Origin of the sequence: Vibrio sp. S/42/10 (genome assembly GCF_029890535.1) — a bacterium.
Classification (GTDB): Bacteria; Pseudomonadota; Gammaproteobacteria; order Enterobacterales; family Vibrionaceae; genus Vibrio; species Vibrio cyclitrophicus.
This window is the reverse complement of record NZ_JAKMZC010000005.1, coordinates 300,521-317,095: the sequence shown is the minus strand read 5'-3', so window position 1 is coordinate 317,095 and position 16,575 is coordinate 300,521. Positions and strand designations below refer to the sequence as shown.

General features: G+C 44.4%; 15 protein-coding genes. 6 read left to right on the top strand and 9 right to left on the bottom strand.

What is annotated here, in order from left to right; genetic code table 11:
• Positions 1 to 14: 14 nt before the first annotated feature.
• The 9 genes from atpD to L8S15_RS08580 all read right to left on the bottom strand — a co-directional run bounded on the left by atpD (position 15) and on the right by L8S15_RS08580 (position 8,130).
• On the bottom strand, positions 15 to 1,400 hold the full coding sequence (gene atpD, locus L8S15_RS08620; protein WP_004730394.1) for a F0F1 ATP synthase subunit beta: 1,386 nt from the start codon (positions 1,398 to 1,400) through the stop codon (positions 15 to 17).
• A 44-nt stretch (positions 1,401 to 1,444) separates the two neighbouring features.
• On the bottom strand, positions 1,445 to 2,314 hold the full coding sequence (gene atpG, locus L8S15_RS08615; RefSeq protein ID WP_016793640.1) for a F0F1 ATP synthase subunit gamma: 870 nt from the start codon (positions 2,312 to 2,314) through the stop codon (positions 1,445 to 1,447).
• Positions 2,315 to 2,361: 47 nt separating this feature from the next.
• Entirely contained in the window at positions 2,362 to 3,903 is a 1,542-nt protein-coding gene (atpA, locus tag L8S15_RS08610) for a F0F1 ATP synthase subunit alpha (protein ID WP_012600780.1), read from the bottom strand.
• Positions 3,904 to 3,912: 9 nt separating this feature from the next.
• Positions 3,913 to 4,464 carry a F0F1 ATP synthase subunit delta gene (locus L8S15_RS08605; RefSeq protein WP_009844933.1) on the bottom strand — a complete coding sequence of 184 codons (552 nt, stop codon included), beginning with the start codon at positions 4,462 to 4,464 and terminating at the stop codon, positions 3,913 to 3,915.
• An 11-nt stretch (positions 4,465 to 4,475) separates the two neighbouring features.
• A complete protein-coding gene (locus tag L8S15_RS08600) occupies positions 4,476 to 4,946 on the bottom strand; it encodes a F0F1 ATP synthase subunit B (RefSeq protein ID WP_004730401.1) in 471 nt (156 codons plus the stop codon).
• Positions 4,947 to 5,000: 54 nt separating this feature from the next.
• Positions 5,001 to 5,237, bottom strand: a complete 237-nt coding sequence (gene atpE / locus L8S15_RS08595) for a F0F1 ATP synthase subunit C (RefSeq protein WP_004730405.1) — start codon at positions 5,235 to 5,237, stop codon at positions 5,001 to 5,003.
• Between the two features lie 45 nt (positions 5,238 to 5,282).
• On the bottom strand, positions 5,283 to 6,053 hold the full coding sequence (atpB, locus tag L8S15_RS08590) for a F0F1 ATP synthase subunit A (protein ID WP_010429161.1): 771 nt from the start codon (positions 6,051 to 6,053) through the stop codon (positions 5,283 to 5,285).
• A gap of 1 nt (position 6,054) precedes the next feature.
• Positions 6,055 to 6,456: a hypothetical protein gene (locus tag L8S15_RS08585; protein ID WP_010429164.1), complete on the bottom strand. Its 402-nt coding sequence runs from the start codon at positions 6,454 to 6,456 to the stop codon at positions 6,055 to 6,057.
• 792 nt (positions 6,457 to 7,248) lie between these two features.
• Positions 7,249 to 8,130 carry a LysR family transcriptional regulator gene (locus L8S15_RS08580; RefSeq protein ID WP_010429166.1) on the bottom strand — a complete coding sequence of 294 codons (882 nt, stop codon included), beginning with the start codon at positions 8,128 to 8,130 and terminating at the stop codon, positions 7,249 to 7,251.
• 157 nt (positions 8,131 to 8,287) lie between these two features.
• On the opposite strand from L8S15_RS08580, the gene L8S15_RS08575 reads away from it, so the two are divergent.
• The 6 genes from L8S15_RS08575 (at position 8,288) to L8S15_RS08550 (ending at position 16,242) form a co-directional block, all read left to right on the top strand.
• Positions 8,288 to 8,686, top strand: a complete 399-nt coding sequence (locus L8S15_RS08575) for a RidA family protein (protein ID WP_010429168.1) — start codon at positions 8,288 to 8,290, stop codon at positions 8,684 to 8,686.
• A gap of 199 nt (positions 8,687 to 8,885) precedes the next feature.
• Positions 8,886 to 10,346: an aldehyde dehydrogenase family protein gene (locus L8S15_RS08570; RefSeq protein ID WP_016766777.1), complete on the top strand. Its 1,461-nt coding sequence runs from the start codon at positions 8,886 to 8,888 to the stop codon at positions 10,344 to 10,346.
• 210 nt (positions 10,347 to 10,556) lie between these two features.
• Entirely contained in the window at positions 10,557 to 11,552 is a 996-nt protein-coding gene (locus tag L8S15_RS08565) for a membrane dipeptidase (RefSeq protein WP_065100982.1), read from the top strand.
• Positions 11,553 to 11,780: 228 nt separating this feature from the next.
• The gene (locus L8S15_RS08560) at positions 11,781 to 13,388 is read left to right on the top strand and encodes a BCCT family transporter (RefSeq protein WP_016786459.1); all 1,608 of its coding nucleotides are present in this window, start codon (positions 11,781 to 11,783) and stop codon (positions 13,386 to 13,388) included.
• Between the two features lie 278 nt (positions 13,389 to 13,666).
• Positions 13,667 to 15,508 carry a hypothetical protein gene (locus L8S15_RS08555; RefSeq protein WP_215945719.1) on the top strand — a complete coding sequence of 614 codons (1,842 nt, stop codon included), beginning with the start codon at positions 13,667 to 13,669 and terminating at the stop codon, positions 15,506 to 15,508.
• Positions 15,505 to 16,242, top strand: coding sequence for a DUF3726 domain-containing protein (locus L8S15_RS08550; protein WP_280572620.1), 738 nt, complete (start codon positions 15,505 to 15,507; stop codon positions 16,240 to 16,242). Before L8S15_RS08555 ends, L8S15_RS08550 begins: the two co-directional genes overlap by 4 nt.
• Positions 16,243 to 16,575 lie beyond the last annotated feature (333 nt).

Below are 16,575 nucleotides of genomic sequence, written 5' to 3'. Positions count from 1 at the left end.
ATGCACCTACCTTTTTAGAGTGATTTTGCTTTGTTAAGCACTTCGTCGATAGAACCACAGTACAAGAATGCTTGTTCTGGAATATCGTCGTATTCGCCGCCTAGCAGGCCTTTAAAGCCTCTCAGTGTTTCACTTAGCGGTACAAATACACCTTTCTGACCAGTAAATACTTCTGCTACGTGGTAAGGCTGAGTTAAGAAACGTTCAATCTTACGAGCGCGAGATACCGTCTGCTTATCTTCAGTCGATAGCTCGTCCATACCAAGAATCGCGATGATGTCTTTTAGCTCTTTGTAGCGTTGTAGCGTGGTTTGTACTTTTTGTGCAATGTCGTAGTGCTCTTGGCCAACCACAAGTGGGTCCAACTGGCGAGAGGTTGAATCCAATGGATCAATCGCAGGGTAGAGGCCCAATGCCGCGATGTTACGAGACAGTACAACGGTCGCATCTAAGTGAGCAAAGGTTGTTGCTGGCGATGGATCGGTCAAGTCATCCGCAGGTACGTATACCGCTTGAATAGACGTGATCGAACCTTGTCTGGTTGATGTGATACGTTCTTGAAGCACACCCATCTCTTCAGCCAGCGTTGGTTGGTAACCTACTGCTGATGGCATACGACCTAGCAGTGCTGATACTTCTGTGCCCGCAAGCGTGTAACGGTAGATGTTATCAATGAACAAGAGTACGTCACGACCTTCATCACGGAAGCGCTCAGCCATAGTCAGGCCTGTCAGTGCAACACGTAGACGGTTTCCCGGTGGCTCGTTCATCTGGCCGTAAACCATGGCAACTTTGTCTAATACGCCAGCTTCTTTCATCTCGTAGTAGAAGTCGTTACCTTCACGAGTACGTTCACCAACACCGGTAAATACAGAGAGACCTGAGTGGGCTTTAGCGATGTTGTTGATAAGCTCCATCATGTTGACGGTTTTACCTACGCCAGCGCCACCGAACAGACCAATTTTACCGCCCTTCGCGAACGGACAAATAAGGTCGATAACCTTAACGCCTGTTTCTAGAAGCTCAGTGCTGTTAGCTTGCTCTTCATAAGAGGGCGCTTCACGGTGAATTTCGTAGCTTTCTTTCTGGCCGATTTCACCACATTCATCAATAGGCTGACCAAGCACGTTCATGATACGGCCTAAGGTTTCTTCGCCCACAGGAACCGTGATCGGAGAGCCTGTGTTTTCAACAGTGAGGCCGCGGCGCAAGCCATCTGACGTACCCATTGCAATACAACGAACGATGCTGCCACCCAGTTGTTGCTGAACTTCCAATACGAGAGAGCTTGCTTCCTCGCTCGTCACTTTCAATGCATCATAAACGCGTGGGCTGTTGCCGCCGCTGAACTCGACGTCTACCACCGCGCCGATAACTTTAACTATTTTTCCAACACTCATCTCTAAATCCTCAAATTCTATTCTTAACCCACTCTTTTCTGCCCTTAGACAGCTTGAGCACCTGAGACTATTTCACTCAGTTCTTGGGTAATGGCAGCCTGTCGCGCTTTGTTGTATACCAACTGCAAATCATCGATGAGTTGGCCCGCGTTATCGGTCGCCGCTTTCATGGCCACCATTCGAGCTGCTTGCTCACAGGCAATGCTCTCTACGATGCCTTGATACACTTGTGATTCAATGTATCGATGTAACAGCTCAGAGAGGATGTCTCTTGGTGCCTGTTCGTAGATGTAGTCCCAACGACGTGCTTTTTTCGCGCCTCCATCGGCCTCAGAATCTGAAGGGTGGGGCAGCAACTGCAAGGTCGTTGGTTCTTGAACCATGGTGTTGATGAACTGGTTATAAACGAGATACAAACTGTCGATTTTTTCGTCGTCGTAATGCCCTAGCATCGCGTTAACTGTACCTAAGATGTCTTCTAATTTAGGTGCGTCACCAAGACCTGACGTCTGCGCGATAACATTGCCGCTGCGTTGGAAAAATGAGATAGCTTTTGAACCAATTAAGGTGGTCTCTACCTCAACACCTTTGGTACGCCACTGTTCCATTTCTTCTAGCACTTTCTTGAACAAGTTCGAGTTCAAGCCACCACATAAGCCCCGATCGGACGAAATAATGATGTAAGCAACACGTTTTGGTTCACGCTGTTGAAGATAGGGGTGCTGGTATTCAAGCGACCCTGATGCGACATGAGAGATAACTTTGCGCATGTTCTCGGCATATGGACGTGTTAGCGTCATATTGTCTTGAACCTTACGCATCTTACTTGCCGCAACCATCTCCATTGCACTGGTGATTTTCTGAGTGTTACTAACACTGCCTATCTTGGTGCGAATTTCTTTAGTATTTGCCATTATCTGCTCCTAATTTGTTTTGATTTCCAGCCAACAAACCGGAGCGTTTACCAAGCTTTCAACGCTACAAAGTCACCGAGAAGCTTTGCAAGAGCGCCATCAATTTCATCGTTGTAGTCACCGTTAGCGTTAATGGTGTCGAACAACTCTGGGTTTTGACCTTTTGCGTAAGCAATTAACTCTTCTTCAAAACGCGCAACTTTGTGCAACTCTACGTCAGCCAAATAGCCTTTTTCTGCTGCGTAGATAACTGTTGCTTGCTCAGCGACAGACATTGGAGAGTATTGTTTTTGCTTCATCAGTTCGGTTACACGCTCACCATGGTCAAGCTGCTTACGCGTCATGTCATCTAAGTCAGAAGAGAACTGAGCAAATGCGGCTAATTCGCGGTATTGAGCTAACGATGTACGGATACCACCAGACAGTTTCTTGATGATCTTGCACTGAGCTGCGCCACCTACACGAGATACCGAGATACCTGGGTCAACAGCAGGGCGTAGGCCTGAGTTAAACAGTTGGGTTTGTAGGAAAACCTGACCATCAGTAATTGAGATTACGTTGGTTGGTACAAACGCAGATACGTCACCCGCTTGAGTTTCAATGATAGGAAGTGCTGTCAGTGAGCCTGTTTGGCCTTTCACTTCACCGTTTGTAAACTTCTCTACATATTCCGCATTCACTCGTGCAGCACGTTCTAGTAGGCGTGAGTGAAGGTAAAATACGTCGCCAGGGAAGGCTTCACGACCCGGTGGGCGTTTCAGTAGCAATGAGATTTGACGGTAAGCAACGGCTTGTTTTGATAGGTCATCGTAGATGATCAGTGCATCTTCGCCGCGGTCACGGAAGTATTCACCCATGGTGCAACCCGCATAAGGAGCTAGGTATTGAAGCGCGGCAGACTCTGAAGCTGATGCCACAACAACAATGGTGTTTTTAAGTGCATCGTGGTCTTCGAGTTTACGAACAACGTTTGCGATAGTAGATGCTTTCTGGCCAATAGCCACATACACACATTTGATGCCAGAATCTTTCTGATTGATGATCGCATCGATAGCTAACGCTGTTTTACCAGTCTGACGGTCACCGATGATAAGTTCACGTTGACCACGACCGATAGGCACCATGGTATCAACGGCTTTATAACCGGTTTGAATTGGCTGATCGACGGACTTACGCTCGATTACGCCGGGCGCAATTACTTCTACAGGGTCGAGTCGGTCACAACTCACTGGGCCTTTGCCATCGATTGGCTCACCGAGTGTGTTCACTACACGGCCAAGCAGTCCGTTACCTACGGGTACTTCCAAGATACGACCTGTCCCTTTCACTTTCATACCTTCAGATAGGTCAGTGTAGGGACCCATAACCACGGCACCGACTGAGTGCGTGTCAAGGTTAAGAGCAAGAGCGTATTTGCCACCAGGAAGCTCGATCATCTCACCCTGCATGACATCCGCAAGGCCGTTAATGGTAATGATGCCGTCACGAACCGAGACGATAGTGCCTTCGTTGCGAGCTTCGGTGCTCACATTAAATTTCGAGATGCGATCTTTAATCAGGTCGCTGATTTCATTTGAATTTAATTGCATAATTGTTACCTATCTCGCGTGAAGTTGATGAGCTAATCGGTTAATTGATGTGTTCAAAGAACCATCGATGACGGTTTCACCCGCCTTGATTACGATCCCGCCAACCAGCGAGTCATCAATAACCTGTTCCATTTCAACCTGACGCTCTAATTTCTTCTCAAGTGCAGCTGTGAGTGATGTCACTTGATCTTGTGTAAGCAATTCTGAACTGGTGACAGTGACAGGGATTACACGTTCATGTTCGTCCTTTAGGTCGCTGAACAAGTTAAACAAGTCTCTGATCACTGCAAGACGGCCATTCTCAGCCAAGACTTTAATGAGATTAATGACGTGGTCATCAACGAGTCCTTGGCATACGTGAATGATGAGATTGACCAGTTCTTCAGATTGCTGTGTGTGAACACCTTCTGCTGATGAAATCTGCTTAGCGATCGTTTCTTCTTCCGCTACCGTCACAAGAATGGACAGCATTGAGTGCCACTCTTGTAACTTGTTTTCACCTAAAGCAAAGTCGAACGATGCTTTAGCGTAGGGATGAGCAATATTGGTGTAATCTGACATATTGCCTCCGTTTAGAGTTCGCTTATCATTTGATCAACTAACGCTCGGTTCGTTTCAGAATCTAGGTTCTTGCTAATCAATTTCTGTGCACTTTGAATAACAGCATCTGCCATATCCGCCTGAAGTTCACGGCGTAACTTTTGACGTTCGCCTTCTAGCTCAGCTCTACCTTGTTCTAAGATGCGTGCCTTTTCTTGCTCACCTTCTTGGTGAGCTAAAGTGATGATTTCGTTGCGGCGTTTCTTGCCTTGCTCAATCAGTTCGGTCACATTCTTTTTCGCATCTGCGACGAGTTGTGCGCCATTTGATTTTGCTAGTTCTAGCTCTTTCGCTGCATTCTCTGAGTGGCGTAAACCATCAGCGATTTCTTTTTGGCGCTCGTCTAACATCGCGGTGAGAGGGGGCCATACATATTTCATGCATAGCCAAACAAAAATCACGAATGAGATTGCTTGACCAAACATGCTGGCATTTAAATTCATACCTTCCTCACTAAATCTTGATTATTTACAAATCGATCTTTTCAAAGCTTTTAATTAAGCAACGGCAAAGATGATGTATAGACCGATACCAACACCGATCATCGGTACAGCATCAACAAGGCCCATCATGATGAAGAATTGAGTACGAAGCATTGGAGTAAGGTCTGGTTGACGAGCAACACCTTCAAGGTATTTACCTGCTAAGTTACCAATACCAGATGCTGCACCCGCTGCACCTAAACCGATCAGTAATGCACCTGCTACATATAAAACTGCGCTTACGATATCCATTTGTATCTCCGATAAATAATTTGTTAGTTAATTTTTAGTTATTAATTAATGGTGTTCTTCTGTTGCCATTGCTAAATAAACAACGGTCAGTACCATAAATATAAATGCTTGCAAGAATACGATTAATATGTGGAATAAGGCCCATGGAACACTTAGTGCCCATTGCATCCACCAAGGCATTAGTGCGATAAGGATGAATATCATCTCGCCTGCATACATATTTCCGAATAATCGTAAGCCTAGTGATATTGGCTTTGAAATTAATGTTATTAATTCAAGAACGAAGTTAACAGGATATAAAAGAGGGTTATCAAATGGCTGAGTAGTGAGCTCTTTGATAAAGCCTTTCAAACCTTTATTTTTTAACGTATAAGTTAACAGTAGAATAAACACACCGAGTGCCATCGACATTGGGATATTTACATCCGCTGTCGGTAGGTCTCTAAAGTGTTCTAAACCCATTACACGAGTTAACCCCGGTATTAAATCAATAGGTAATAGGTCGACTGCATTCATTAACAACACCCAAACAAACGTGGTTAATGCCAGTGGCCCTATTAATTTATCCTCCGCTTGAAAAATTTCTTTGACGAGATTGTTAACAAAATCAAAGATAAGCTCGATAAAACATTGAAAACGACCAGGTACACCGCTAGTGCCTCGCGTGACGACATATCTAAACGCGCCTATAAACAGTAAACCTGTGATCCAAGATACCAACATTGAGTCAATGTTGAATGCCCAGAAACCATCCCCTGTAGTTAAGAAGGTTAAGTGATGCTCTATATACTCATGAGCGGTAGTGACTTGATCCATACTACACGTACTCCGATCTATTAGAGGCGGTAATAAATGGTGTTAAGAAATATCCAACCATAGTTAAAATGTACGCATATAATATTACAGGGTTATCCAATTTGAAGAATTGGAACGCCAAGATAAACATTAAAAACGTATATGTTATTTTTACGACACGACTCATTTGCATTAAGTCACGTAAACTATAATTAGGGTTCTTACGCACCTTTAGGCTTGCATATATAAATCCAAACAGCGGGGGTAGCATCGCGATGACGATCCCTAAAGCTGATGATTCCATATCTACTTTATTACCAAAAAACACTTCATATAAAACCACACCGATGGCTAATACTATTTGGCAGAGAACAACTCTTTTAGCGGCAACAAGGATGTCGCTACTTATCCCATTAAGCCTCATAATAAAACCTTATGTTAAACAGTGTAAGTAAATATAAAACACAGTTTAAATTTAACTTGTTACGACATTTCAGTTGTTGATAACACTTGACTTGCTTTAAAGAAAAACCCTTTCTGGTTTTATATCGCTTGAAGAAATTAAACGGATATAAACTAATTCGCTATCGTTTCGACAAAATATAAATTACGCCTAAAATTATGTGATCAAAACGACAAATATCGACATCAATAATTCCATTTTTGAAAGATGTATTTTTCATTTATGAAAGTAATAGTTCTATTAGTATATTCATGAAAATTTCAGATGCTTTATTTTCAATGGTAAGAGGGGGATTTTAGTAGAATTTAGAGAGTTATTTTGGCCGATTACGAGCTTATCAATTATTATTATTCAAACACTTAGCGTCATTTATAAGTTGATTATTGAGTGCCATTTTACAAGTGGATAAAGCCAGTTTTAGTCAGCGATGAAAGCCTTCGTGCATTGAGTGATTTATCTATACGGCGTTCTCTATCTAGAAGTGATTATTTTTCAAAATAGTTTGTCACGACTTCATTCTTAACGTCTTTCAAACTATTCGAAACGGATAAATCGGCGTTTAAGATGAATATTATGGAAGAAATTCAGCTCCTCACATGGATGTAAGGAGCTGAAGATAGGGCAAAAATCTGAAGGTTAGGGCACTAAGCTCAAGATAGAAAGGTCAAAAGTCTGGAGATTCGAACTGGAATTTCTTGATGTGTTGCTCTATCAACCGCTTTTTAAGCAAACAAATTCAATCATGTCCCTCTATTAGTCCTCATAACTTAGATATTGAATACATAAGTCATGAAAAGCTTGCGCTTGTGGCGAGATCGTACGATCAGACAATCTGAAAATACCGATTTGACGCTGTAAAGGCGGGTCAATCAATGGAATCCACACCAAGCGGGTTTCATTGGTCGGGAAAGCCAGTCTAGGCAGCGTGGTCACGCCTATTCCGAGCTCTAACACCGAAAACAGGGAAGTGATGTTCTCTACTGAATACAGGGCTTGTTCGCTGAGCATTCGCGCAGGTGTTGGGTCGAGCAGGGTACAAGTTCCGTTACGAATGAAGGGCTGTTTTAACAACGTTTGCCATTCGATTCCTTCCTGTTGAGAGGCAATAGGGTTGTCTTTGAGGCACACCACACCGATAGGATCGGAAAGTAAAGGCGTGAAATCGATGCTCTCTTCTTCTAAATGGGAGCTATTTCCTAAGGCAACGTCCACTTCTCCAGACAATAATCTCGCTTCCACACCTGCCGCATTATCATCAATCAAGCTGACTTCTACATTAGGGTACTGCTCACAAAAGGCCCCTAAAACGCTAGGTATTAATTTCGCCGCTACTGATGGCACGCTTGCTATTCTAACTCTTCCTTGTTGTCCTGCCGCGGCTGCGCGTAAGTCGTTGTCTAATGCTTTGTAAACATTAAGGAATTGAATGATTTTTGGCAGGCATATTTCGCCGAAAGGTGTCAGGGTTGATTTGTTGCCTGTTTCAAACAGTGGCTGACCGAGTATTTTTTCTAGCTCTTTTATCGATGTAGAAAGTGCCGCTTGCGAGCGATTTGCTCGGTGAGATGCCGCTCGAAATCCGCCTTCTTCGACCACTAAAACAAAATGTTTTAACTGTTGTAGCTTAATACTCATGGCACTGATCCTTCTCTAGCCCTTGCTATACCTTACTTTTCGCAAGGTGATAGATTTTATTTATCAAATGCACAAAATTTACCGTTAGATTTATCAGTCGTCAAGGTGCAGTATTTAACTATCTTGAAACATAGTTGTTACAAAGTTGGATGGAATCGTGAACGCACAAACTAAAAAACACCCAGTAAAAACCGAGCTTTTCGCTTCAAAAGCACCACTAGAGTGGGCAATCGTTAATAACGGCACTCTATACACAGCGCAGATTCCAATTGATGAAACTGGCGCAGTAGTAGACGGCGGTATCGAAGCGCAAACGCGTCAGACTTTTAACAACCTTGTTCATACGTTGGAGTGTGCAGGCGAATCTATGGATTCAGTGCTGCAAGTTCTGATTTACGTGACAGACCGTGAATATCTAAAAACGGTAAATAGCGTATACGGAGAATACTTCAATGCACCTTATCCAAACCGTGCTGCGGTTGTCGTAGCAGGGTTAGCAAGAGAAGAAATGTTGGTTGAATTCGTTGTTTATGCATCGGCGTCTCAACCTGAATAATCGGACTGTGAACTAAGGCTATTTGCAGGTCAAAACTCTTTTGAATTGAAGTGTTTTATTGATACAAGCGAACGGGTTCACTCTAGATACAAAATGTACGACTTATTTTAGCAATTAATTACCTGAATATTAACAGTTTATTAATTAACCAGATGGTTGCCAGACTCAACCGCAACCTAACCGTTACAAGGACAGAATGATGATTCAATTACAGAATGTTCAAGCAGAAAACGCACTTTACATTGGCGGCGAATGGCAAGCGGGTGTAAGCACCGTCGCGAACATTAACCCATCAGATATTTCTGAAAACATTGGTAACTTTGCACAAGCAAGCGCAGAGCAAGTGCAACAAGCGATTTCAGCGGCAAAACACGCTCAACCAGAGTGGGAAAAAACGCCAATTGAACGTAAACAAGCGGTACTACAAGCAATTGGTAATGAGCTAATTGCGCGTTGTGATGAACTGGGTACGTTGCTTTCTCGTGAAGAGGGTAAACCTTTTGCTGAAGGTCGTGGCGAAATTTACCGTGCTGGTCAGTTCTTCCAATACTTCGCCGCAGAAGTACTTCGTCAAATTGGCGACAACGCTGAATCTGTGCGCCCTGGTGTTTCTGTTGAAGTGACTCGTGAAGCGGTAGGTGTTATCGGCATCATCTCTCCTTGGAACTTCCCGACAGCAACGGCTGCTTGGAAAATTGCTCCAGCACTGGCTTTCGGTAACAGCGTTATCTGGAAACCAGCAAACCTAACACCAGCAAGTGCGGTTGCGCTTACTGAGATCATCCACCGCCAAGGCATGCCAGCAGGCACGTTTAACCTTGTTCTAGGTAGTGGTTCGAAAGTAGGCGATGCACTGATCAACTCTAAAGAAGTGAACGGTGTGAGCTTTACTGGTTCTGTTGATACAGGTCGTAAGGTTGCGGCTGCTACAGCGCCAAACTTCGTTCGTTGCCAACTAGAAATGGGCAGTAAGAACGCACTTGTTATTGCTGACGATGCAGACATCCAAACTGCGGTTGACGCAACGATTGCAGGTTCGTTCTCGGGTGCTGGTCAAAAATGTACAGCATCTTCTCGTCTAGTGGTTATGGATAGCATTCACGACCAGTACGTTGAAGCACTGATTAAGCGTATGAGTGAGCTGAAAGTGGGTCACGCACTGGAAGAGGGCGTGTTCATGGGCCCTGTTGTGGACGGAAACCAACTTGAAGCAAACCTAGGTTGGGTTGAGAAAGCACGTCAAAGCGGCGGTGAGCTGGCATTTGGTGGCGAGCGCCTAAGCATGAAACACGAAGGTTTCTACATGTCTCCAACGCTGTTCTTGAATACTAAGAACGATTGGGAAGTGAACCAAGAAGAAGTGTTTGCACCCATGGCAAGCGTGATTCGTGTCGCTGACCTAGAAGAAGCTATCGCGACAACCAACGATACTCGCTTTGGTCTAACGGGCGGCATCATTACTCAAAGCCTACGTACTAGCGCAATGTTCAAGCAACAAGCGCAAACAGGTTGTGTGATGGTGAACCTACCAACAGCAGGCACAGATTACCACGTACCGTTTGGTGGTCGTAAAGAGTCTAGCTTCGGTCCTCGCGAGCAAGGTCAATACGCGAAAGAGTTCTACACAGTGGTTAAGACGGCTTACCAGCGTCCTTACTAGCCAGCTTTCCATATAAGAATTGGATAGCTGAGGATATTAAGTACCAAGCTATCCAGCTATCGAATTGGCCTGATTCACAGAGTCAGGCCAACATCCAAACCAAAGTAGCAAACGAACTTAGACAAGTGATTTAACCCATTTTTGAAAACATGTTATTTGAGTGTGTTTTCAAAACCGAGCTAGAACACTGAGCTTTCAATAGGAGTGGTTATGTACCAGCAACGGATTGTTATAGATGGATTGCAATACTGCAATTGGAACAGAGAATATTTCCAAACACTAAAGGCGAGCGGCATTACAGCAGTTCACGCTACCGCGGTTTACCACGAGACAGCTCGTGAAACCTTATCTCGCTTTGCAGAATGGAACTTAAGATTCGAGCAAAATGCAGACATTATCATGCCGATTCATTCAATGGCTGATGTTGAAACTGCAAAAGCGACCGGCAAAGTCGGCATTTTCCTTGGTGCTCAAAACTGTTCTCCAATCGATGATGAGATTGGTCTTATCGAAGTGATGCGTAAGCAAGGCCTTCTGATCATGCAATTGACGTACAACAACCAGAGCTTATTAGCGACGGGTTGCTACGAGAAGAACGATACGGGTATTACTCGATTTGGTAAGCAAGCTATCGAAGAGATGAACCGAGTGGGCATGATCATCGATATGTCTCACAGTGCCGAGTGTTCAACGCTTGAGGCGATAGACCTATCTTCTCGTCCTATTTGTATCAGCCACGCGAACCCGACGTTTGCTCATGATGCACTACGAAACAAATCAAACGATGTGATTAAAGCCTTAACTGCACGCGGTGGTTTAATCGGATTCAGTTTATACCCATTCCACCTACCAAACGGCAGTCAATGTACTTTGGAAGACTTCTGCCAAATGGTTGCGACGACAGCTGATATGGTCGGCGTAGAGCACCTGGGAATTGGTAGTGACCTTTGTTTAAACCAACCTCAAGCTGTTCTTGAATGGATGAGAAATGGTCGTTGGTCTAAAGCAATGGATTACGGCGAAGGCTCTGCAAACAACTCAGGTTGGCCAGATGCGTTGCCTTGGTTTTGTGGTAGTGCGGGTATGGAAAATATTTATAACGGATTGATGCGTCATGGTTTCAGCGAGTCTGAAGCTGGGCAAGTCTTGGGAGAAAACTGGTTTAATTTCTTGAAAGATGGCCTAGAGCCTCAAAGCAAGGGTTAAGCGCTCTCTTAAGCCATCATCGAATTAGCAGACTTCTAATTAACGTTCATTTGGAAATGCTGTTTTAACCAATTTCACTATTTAAAAGGAACAACGGTCTATTTCGCAACGCGGTAACCCAAACATGGATTAGCCTGCCCAACACAAAAAACAATAGGGCAGGTGTTAAATACACCCTTGTAGTCATCATTCAAATGACAGCTGCAAAGAAACCTCTGGAGTCAGAGTATGTCTGATTTAACCAATAGCGTGAAACCTTCAAGCTTAAATGCGGGTCAAGTACACACAGCAAGTAGCAAAACAAGCAACACCAAACAGTCTGAATCTACGTCAGACAAATTGGGATTAACCAACCCAGCACTTTGGTACAGCGGCGGTTTTATCGCTCTGTTCGTTGCACTTGCTCTATTTGACGGTGAGCTGTTATCAAGCCTTGTAAATACGGGCTTTGCATGGTCTGTAAAAGTATTCGGGCCTTACTGGCAAATGCTTCTTCTTCTGACTTTTCTTATTGGTCTTGGCCTAGCGGCAGGGCGAACAGGCAAGGTTATCCTAGGTGGCATTGCTAAACCTGAGATGGATGGTTTCCGTTGGATGGCTATCATCTTCTGTACGTTACTTGCAGGCGGCGGTGTATTTTGGGCAGCAGCAGAACCTATCGCTCACTACGTTAGCCCACCACCATTGTATGGCGCACAAGAAAACGCACAACAAGGCGCGGTGAATGCTCTATCACAATCATTCATGCACTGGGGTTTCCTTGCATGGGCTATCGTTGGCAGTTTAACGTCTATCGTGGTTATGCACCTTCACTACGACAAAGGCTTGCCTCTTAAACCTCGTATTTTGCTTTACCCAGTTTTGGGTGAAAGAGCACTGAAAGGTCACACTGGTGCGCTGATTGATGCATGTTGTATTGTCGCTGTAGCGGCGGGTACTATCGGTCCGATCGGTTTCTTAGGCTTGCAAGTCAGCTATGCTCTGAATGAACTGTTTGGTATTCCTGATGGCTTCACGACACAGTTGATCATCATCTTGTTCGCTATCGTTCTTTACACATTGTCTGCATTAAGTGGTCTTAACCGCGGGATGCAAATGCTAAGCCGTTACAACGTAATTTTAGCAATGGCATTGATGGTCTATATCCTGATCTTCGGCCCAACAAACTTCATTTTCAATGGCTACATCCAAGGTGTAGGCAGCATGATAGATAACTTCATCCCAATGGCAACATACCGTGGTGACGAAGGTTGGTTAAGCTGGTGGACAGTATTCTTCTGGGGTTGGTTCTTAGGTTACGGCCCAATGATGGCAATCTTCATCGCACGTATTTCACGTGGTCGTAGTATTCGCCAGTTGGTATCAACCATCAGTCTTATTGCGCCGTTTGTAACATGTTTCTGGTTCACGATTGTTGGTGGCTCTGGCCTTGCGTTCGAAATCGCAGACCCAGGCAGCGTAAGTAAAGCATTCGAAGGCTTCAACTTACCCGGTGCGCTACTGGCTGTAACTCAGCAACTACCAATGCCAATGCTTATCTCGATTTTGTTCTTGATCTTAACCACGATCTTCATCGTAACAACCGGTGACTCGATGACTTACACCATCAGTGTGGTCGTTAGTGGAGAGACTGAGCCTAACGCAATTATTCGTACTTTCTGGGGGGTGATGATGGGGGTAACAGCATTAATTCTGATTTCCCTAGGTTCTGGCGGTATTTCAGCGCTGCAATCGTTCATCGTAATCACAGCGGTACCAGTGTCCATAATCTTACTGCCATCGCTCTGGAATGCGCCTCAAATCGCAATCAAGATGGCAAAAGAACAGGGTTTATAAAAAGCCTAAGTCTATAAAAGATAATGTTCAATAAAGATATGGCTCTGTAAGACAAGAGCTCTGTAAAACAAGAAACGGATTAAATAAGAACAAATCAGCCTTTGAAAGAAGGCTGATGCAAATTCCGAAAAGAACAGCAAACCCGAACTGGTGAAAATACACCGGACGGCAAAGTATTTAGGTCAATCGATCTAGTCAGGACAAATAATAAGGGGCGAGATCGCTTGCCCCACATAACGTGAAAGCTAACCAGCATACTGTAACAACGAATGCTTCAAATGATGGCAACGATCGGTTCTGAATGGCTAGCAAAATCCTATAACTATAAGGTGGTGAGCAAAATGGATGCACATCGTTCTACCTACACTGAATCAGCACTACGTGATGCGACTGTCGTCATGGCACCGGAAAGGCTAGGTGCAATGCACCAAACACGTATCAGCTTCGTTAGAACTCTGATTCGTAAAATGGCGCAGCAAGAATGGAAAGTGACGAAACATGAGTGGCAATTAGACGCTCGAGGTTTTGGTCACGTTATCTATAAGCTATTGACGCCAAACCATGTCTATCATTTGGTTGTTTTTTGCGATGAAATTGCAGACGACGAACGAAATGACCGTGTAATTGCTGAAAAGTGGGACGTAACGTTTGCGCTTGTTCTTGGTGATGTTGATGTCACCCTACTTGAAAGACTTCGTGCGAATGTACCGCTTCAAGAAGCGGGACGTAATCCTAACAATGTGCTTGTTTTAGCGCGTGCAAATAAAAGTGTGCGTGTGTTTGAACATATCGTTAGTCACTTGGCTAAAGGTGTTCAACCAACACCCAAAGAACTGGCTGAAGTGGGCTACATCCTACGAACTACTGCAGTTTACGGTAATGGCAAATTTGGCATTGCTGACTTTAAAATCTTAGAGAAAAATGAAGATTTCAATCAGTCGTTTAGCGCTCAAATGTGTGCGGTGTATATGCTGCGAGAGTTCAGCCTAGATTGGGTTCATTATCTAGCAGAGCAACAAGGTGGCGAACAAGCGATTTCTTTACATCGTGGATTACAACGCTACCTAGGCGTTGGTAATGCGACAGGTTTAGGCATGGCGCCATACCTGATTAACCACCCAAGTATTGTCGATCAGTGGATGACGACCCGTGAGCATGCATTAGCTGAAGTGTTAGCGAGTCAGACTGATACGGCGTTGATCGAGCCACTACGTACATTAGTTAAAAAAGCGATTTGTCATTTAGAACAAGTTGTTACCATCAATGAAACACAGCAAGAGCTGAACAAAGCCGCTGTTGATGATTTGAAGGAAACAGAGCAATCGCTAGAAACGTCTGTCAGCCAGTGTGATACATGGTCGCAGTTAGTCGAGCAATCTAAGCAAATGAGTATGGAAGCCCAAGAAATCCTTATCTCATGTTTGATGGAATTGTACCCAGAATTAGTGGACGCCCATCAAGAGCAAATGAATTGCAGCGAAACACTGTCGCTTCCTAGCGGCAAAAAGATTCAAGACCTTCTTGTTGTACTAGAAGAAAAGTACCGTTGGGCGATCACGACCGACTTTACTAAAGCAGAAAACAACTACTGGTTCTGGTATCGCTCTCAAGACAAAGAAGAGCCAAGACTCGGTGTTAGAGGCGAAGAGCTAGGTGAGGAGCGTGAACTGCCGTTGGATATTGGCCGTCAAGCTTATCGTTTGTACCATGCTTTATTGCAATTCGCGCCAGAGCTTTCATTGGCTGAATTCCTTGTTAAACAGCCGCAGCATCGTGCAATTGCGCGCCGTGTGTGGACGCTGGGTAACAAAGCGATGGGTGACATTCAAATGAATGTGCTTCACCAAGATTCACCCCCAATGCACTTGTTGCGCTGTAAGCTTGCGATGTTTGGTGCAACAAAATTTGATCCTCGCTCAGATCGCTGGGTACGAGTGACGTTTTTCCAAGGTGCGCCACTGCTTGATGAGATTCATCAGGACGAATGGGTGTTCCCTGTATTACCAAGTGAAGCTGAACTGTCTGTTTCTCAAAATGTTTCAATTCACAGCACATCTACTCACGGCACACTAACTCACAGTACAAATGCGAAAGGCCAACATGGAGGTAAATCGTTATGATCGTTTCTCACAATGAACTGGTAGCGGCCGTCAATAAAGCCTTTTTAGGCATGCGTCGTACATGTGGTGAAGCTGATGTGATAGCGAACATGGTGGCAGATTTACAAATGGTCGGTTTGGATGGTGTTCGTCATTTTAACAGTGCGAGCAACTTCATCGGGCTAGAGGACGACCGCCCTGTAGATATTCAACTGCGCAGTGATAATACGGTTGAAGTCGACCTGCACAAGGCTAGTTTGGCTTGTCATCTTCCTGTGATTATGGACTATTCGATTGAAAAAATGGTTGGTAAGAAGACGCTGAAAATTGAGCTAAATAACTGCCACAACCGTTGGTTAGCGTACAGCGAGCTTGTAAAACTGGCTGCGAAAGGTATCGCGTGCATGGCACGTTGGGATAACGGCTCTAGCCCTAAGAGCACTTTGTATGTGCTTAATCGTGGTTGCGTTGCTCCAGAACTGTTTTTATCAGATTTGCCACTGACATCGTACGAACATATCCACAATATGACCATCGAACTTTCCGTCCAGGATTTCGATATCGAACGTTTGTCAGATGGCTACCAAACACACATTGAGTCAGAAGCACTTTTTAAAACTCAAGAGAAAGCGTGGAACGATGGCATTGAAGTTGATGAGGCAGAGTGGGGCGTGTTGAAAGAAACCGCAACGGCCATTCTTGTCGAAAGCAGCCAACGCTCGATTCAAGGTGCAGGGGAGCTAACGACTTCATAATTTAGTGCTTAGTGCTTAGTGCTTAGTGCATTGATAGCATTATTGATAACACCCGCTATAACAGATAAAACCAAAGAGCTTAACGTATCCTCACCTCGTTAAGCTCTTTTTATTTGTCTCCCGTTTTCATTCTTCCTCTCAATAGACCGCCCCTTAAACCTTCTGTTTTGAAACAAGTTGTTACGCGTATAAAGCTAATTGGGCGATTTAATGAAGTACCTTCACATTCAGGTTCAACAAACGGTTTCATTTACAAGCTAGTATGCGTATCTTGCTAACTAGGGTGCCAAAGGGCACCGTTTTTATTCGTACCGATGACTTTAGAATCAGATA

Excerpts from the sequence above, each read along its gene's own strand:
- L8S15_RS08580 (WP_010429166.1), bottom strand. The coding sequence starts at position 8,130 with ATGAGTATTAAGCTACAACAGTTAAAACATTTTGTTTTAGTGGTCGAA.
- L8S15_RS08560 (WP_016786459.1), top strand. The coding sequence starts at position 11,781 with ATGTCTGATTTAACCAATAGCGTGAAACCTTCAAGCTTAAATGCGGGT.
- L8S15_RS08550 (WP_280572620.1), top strand. The coding sequence starts at position 15,505 with ATGATCGTTTCTCACAATGAACTGGTAGCGGCCGTCAATAAAGCCTTT.
- atpE (WP_004730405.1), bottom strand. The coding sequence starts at position 5,237 with ATGGATATCGTAAGCGCAGTTTTATATGTAGCAGGTGCATTACTGATC.
- atpD (WP_004730394.1), bottom strand. The coding sequence starts at position 1,400 with ATGAGTGTTGGAAAAATAGTTAAAGTTATCGGCGCGGTGGTAGACGTC.
- atpG (WP_016793640.1), bottom strand. The coding sequence starts at position 2,314 with ATGGCAAATACTAAAGAAATTCGCACCAAGATAGGCAGTGTTAGTAAC.
- atpB (WP_010429161.1), bottom strand. The coding sequence starts at position 6,053 with ATGGATCAAGTCACTACCGCTCATGAGTATATAGAGCATCACTTAACC.
- L8S15_RS08565 (WP_065100982.1), top strand. The coding sequence starts at position 10,557 with ATGTACCAGCAACGGATTGTTATAGATGGATTGCAATACTGCAATTGG.
- L8S15_RS08555 (WP_215945719.1), top strand. The coding sequence starts at position 13,667 with ATGATGGCAACGATCGGTTCTGAATGGCTAGCAAAATCCTATAACTAT.
- L8S15_RS08605 (WP_009844933.1), bottom strand. The coding sequence starts at position 4,464 with ATGTCAGATTACACCAATATTGCTCATCCCTACGCTAAAGCATCGTTC.
- L8S15_RS08600 (WP_004730401.1), bottom strand. The coding sequence starts at position 4,946 with ATGAATTTAAATGCCAGCATGTTTGGTCAAGCAATCTCATTCGTGATT.
- atpA (WP_012600780.1), bottom strand. The coding sequence starts at position 3,903 with ATGCAATTAAATTCAAATGAAATCAGCGACCTGATTAAAGATCGCATC.
- L8S15_RS08585 (WP_010429164.1), bottom strand. The coding sequence starts at position 6,456 with ATGAGGCTTAATGGGATAAGTAGCGACATCCTTGTTGCCGCTAAAAGA.
- L8S15_RS08570 (WP_016766777.1), top strand. The coding sequence starts at position 8,886 with ATGATTCAATTACAGAATGTTCAAGCAGAAAACGCACTTTACATTGGC.